Raw genomic sequence first — 3529 nt, 5'->3', positions numbered from 1 at the left:
TGACCCGCTTCCATGCCGCTGCCCCGGCCGGCTGGGCGCCGGGCACGCGCTACACAGTCGACGCGGCGCCGCTTGGCGACGCCGCGTCGATGGTCGGCGCGAGCCAGCCGTCGCTCGAATGGAGCAGCTATCGCACCGCGGTCGAACAACAATTGCAGCGACAGGGGCTGGTCGCGGCGCCCGACGGCGCGAGCGCGCCGCTCAAGGTCCGGATCGGGTTCGATCGCATCGACCGCGAAAGCGGTGTCCGGCGCTCGCCCGTCTCGGTCGGCGTCGGCGGCTCGACGGGCGGCTACCGTTCGGGAGTCGGGCTCGGCATCGGGATCAATCTCGGTGGCGGACCGCGCAAGGTGCAGGATCTGCAGCTGGCGGTGCGCATTGACGACAGCGCCAGCGGGCAGGCCGTGTGGGAAGGCCGCGCGCTCGCGGCGGTGCCGGTGAAGGCGCCCGCGTCGCAGCCGGGTCTCGCTGCGGCGAAATTGGCCGAAGCCCTATTCAAGGACTTCCCCGGCGAATCGGGACGCACTATCAGCGTTAAATGACCATCACCATCAACGCCGCTTTCGACAGCGGCAATATCGTCGTGGACGCCATCGACGGCACGTCCGCCCGCCTGTCGATCCGCAAGGATCGCGATTCGGACTTTTTCCAGTGGTTCCACTTCCGCGTGGCATGCGCGGTCGGCGATGCGCTCGAACTCGCGATCACGGGTCTTGGCGATTCGGCCTATCCCGACGGCTGGCCCGGCTATGCCGCCTGCGCGAGCACCGATCGCGAAAACTGGTTCCGCCTCGATACAAATTATGAAGCCGGAACGCTGACGATCCAGCACACCGCCGAAAGCCCGATCCTCTATATCGCCTATTTCGCGCCCTATTCGATGGAACGCCACCACGACCTCGTCGCACAGATCGCCGAATGCGAAGGCGTCACCTATCGCTGCCTCGGCACCAGCCTCGAAGGCCAGCCGATCGACTGCCTCGAAATGGGCAGCGGCGACACACAGGTCTGGCTCTATGCGCGCCAGCATCCGGGTGAGAGCATGGCCGAATGGTGGATGGAAGGCGCGCTTGAAAAGCTCGTCGATCCCGCCGATCCACACGCGCGGTCGCTACGCGCCAAGTGCCGCTTCCATATCGTCCCGAACATGAATCCCGACGGGTCGTGCCGCGGACATCTGCGCACCAATTTCGCCGGCGTGAACCTCAACCGCGAATGGGATAATCCGACGCCGGAGCGCAGCCCCGAAGTGCTGTGCGTGCGAAATGCGATGGACGAAAGCGGGGTCGACTGGGCGATGGACGTCCATGGCGACGAAGCGATCCCCGCGGTTTTCGTCGCCGGGTTCGAGGGCATCCCGTCGCTCAAGCCCGAACAGACCACGAAGTACAAGGCGTTCGAAACCGCGCTTGCCGCGAACACCCCCGATTTCCAGGTCGACCTCGGCTATGCCGAATCGGCGCCGGGGCAGGCAAATCTCTCGATGTCGACGACGCAGCTCGCCGAGCGTTTCGGCGCGGTGTCGATGACGCTCGAAATGCCGTTCAAGGACAATCGCGATCTTCCCGATCCGGTCCGGGGCTGGTCGCCCGAGCGCTCGAAGCTGCTCGCGCACGCGTGCCTCCAAACGCTGGACCAGCTTCTGTGAGTGCTGCCTGGCGGATCGTCGAGGACGATCTGTCGGGTGCCGCGATCCGCGCGCTGCTCGAGGTCCACTTTGCGGGGATGCTCGCGAATTCGCCGGCCGACAGCTGCCACTTTCTCGATTTCGAGGGGCTGCGCAGCGATGGCGTGACCTTCTGGTCGATCCACAAGGGCGATGACCTTGCTGGCTGCGGTGCCTTGAAGATGATCGACGCGCAGCATGGCGAGATCAAGTCGATGCGCACTGCGGAGACTTTCCTGCGGCAAGGGGTGGCCGCGCAGATGCTCGTCCATATCATGGGTGAAGCGCGTGCCCGCGGCATCGAGCGCCTCAGCCTCGAAACCGGATCGAGTCGGGCGTTCGAACCTGCGCTCGCACTCTATCGCAATCATGGTTTCGAAGAGTGCGAGCCCTTTTCGGATTATAAGCCCGACCCGTTCAGCCGCTTCATGACGCGCGCGCTCTGATCATAAAACGGGGCCCGGAAGGGACTCCGGGCCCCGATACTTCGATCAGACCGATTGCCGGCGTTACGCGGCCTTCTTGTCCTCGATCACCGGCGCCGCGCTACCGATCGCGATCTTGTGCGGCTTCATCGCCTCGGGAACTTCGCGCACCAGATCGATCGCGAGCAGGCCGTCGGCAAGGTCGGCCTGTTCGACGCGCACGAAATCGGCGAGCTGGAAGCGGCGTTCGAATGCGCGCGTCGCGATGCCGCTATAGAGCAGCTGGCGTCCCTCGCCTTCGGCCACCGGCGCCTTGCGCCCGCTGACGGTCAGCATATTCTGCTGCGCGGTGATGTCGATCTCGTCGGACTTGAATCCGGCGACCGCGACGGTGATGCGGAAATGGTCGTCGGCGACCTTTTCGATGTCGAAGGGGGGATAGTTTTCGGCGCCCGAGCCACCGGTTTCGAGGAAATCGAACAGACGGTCGAACCCGACGGTCGAACGGCGATAGGGAGTCCAGTCGAAACTGTTGCGCATGGATCTTTCTTCCTTTTCAAAAGCGAAGCCAGGGACCGCAGCCGGCGCCGCGATCACCACCCGGCCCCGTGTCGGCGGCCGGATGCGGTCAATCTGGGTGCCGGCGAAACCATTTCAAGAGGGCGGTTGGCGTTCGGCGAAAAGCCGCGCTAAAGGGCGGCACACCTCCTCCAGCGCAAGGATCCGAAATGCCCCAGCTCATCCTCATCCGTCATGGCCAGTCGCAGTGGAATCTCGAAAACCGCTTCACCGGCTGGTGGGATGTCGATGTTACCGAAAAGGGCGTCGCCGAAGCGATCGCCGCGGGTGAGCTGATGAAGGCCAAGGGCATCGCGCCCGACACCTGCTTCACCTCGGTCCAGTCGCGCGCGATCAAGACGCTGAACCTCGCGCTCGAGGCGATGGGACGTTTGTGGCTTCCCGTCACCAAGGACTGGCGCCTCAACGAGCGCCATTATGGCGGCCTCACCGGGCTCGACAAGGCCGAGACCGCAGCGAAGCATGGCGACGAGCAGGTCAAGATCTGGCGTCGCAGCTTTGACACCCCGCCGCCGCCGCTCGAAGCCGGATCGCCGTGGGACCTGTCGACCGACCCGCGCTACGCCGGCATCGATATCCCTTCGGCCGAAAGCCTCAAGGACACGATCGAGCGCGTGCTGCCCTATTATGAAGCTGCGATCGTCCCCGAGCTCGCCGCGGGCAAGACGGTGCTGATCTCGGCGCACGGCAACAGCCTCCGCGCGCTCGTCAAGCATCTCTCGGGCATTTCGGACGCCGACATCACCGGGCTCGAAATCCCGACCGGCCAGCCAATCGTTTATGAGCTGAACGACGACCTGACGGCGCGCGAGCGTTATTACCTCAGCGAGAAGTAGGACCGGGTACCCCGGCGAAAGCC

5 protein-coding genes are annotated in these 3529 nt (G+C 64.8%); 4 read left to right on the top strand and 1 reads right to left on the bottom strand.

Annotation, left to right across the window (positions count from 1 at the left end):
• The 3 genes from VGD20_RS18035 to VGD20_RS18025 form a co-directional block, all read left to right on the top strand.
• Positions 1–542, top strand: a 542-nt coding sequence (locus VGD20_RS18035) for a DUF4136 domain-containing protein (protein ID WP_331135761.1), incomplete at its 5' end; no start/stop codon positions are given.
• On the top strand, positions 539–1648 hold the full coding sequence (locus tag VGD20_RS18030) for a M14 family metallopeptidase (RefSeq protein WP_331135760.1): 1110 nt from the start codon (positions 539–541) through the stop codon (positions 1646–1648). The genes VGD20_RS18035 and VGD20_RS18030, both read left to right, overlap by 4 nt.
• Complete coding sequence (locus VGD20_RS18025) at positions 1645–2112, top strand: GNAT family N-acetyltransferase (protein WP_331135759.1); 468 nt, start codon at positions 1645–1647, stop codon at positions 2110–2112. Before VGD20_RS18030 ends, VGD20_RS18025 begins: the two co-directional genes overlap by 4 nt.
• Before the next feature lie 63 nt (positions 2113–2175).
• Here VGD20_RS18025 and VGD20_RS18020 read toward each other — a convergent pair whose 3' ends face one another.
• The gene (locus VGD20_RS18020) at positions 2176–2631 is read right to left on the bottom strand and encodes an Hsp20 family protein (protein ID WP_331135758.1); all 456 of its coding nucleotides are present in this window, start codon (positions 2629–2631) and stop codon (positions 2176–2178) included.
• Positions 2632–2819: 188 nt separating this feature from the next.
• On the opposite strand from VGD20_RS18020, the gene gpmA reads away from it, so the two are divergent.
• Positions 2820–3506 (top strand): 2,3-diphosphoglycerate-dependent phosphoglycerate mutase, encoded by a 687-nt coding sequence (gpmA, locus tag VGD20_RS18015; RefSeq protein WP_331135757.1) that lies wholly within the window; start codon positions 2820–2822, stop codon positions 3504–3506.
• The last annotated feature ends 23 nt before the right edge of the window (positions 3507–3529 follow it).

The sequence above is a fragment of the Sphingopyxis sp. genome (genome assembly GCF_036402335.1).
In the GTDB taxonomy this organism is placed as follows: domain Bacteria; phylum Pseudomonadota; class Alphaproteobacteria; order Sphingomonadales; family Sphingomonadaceae; genus Sphingopyxis.
This window is presented reverse-complemented; position numbering and strand designations above follow the sequence as displayed.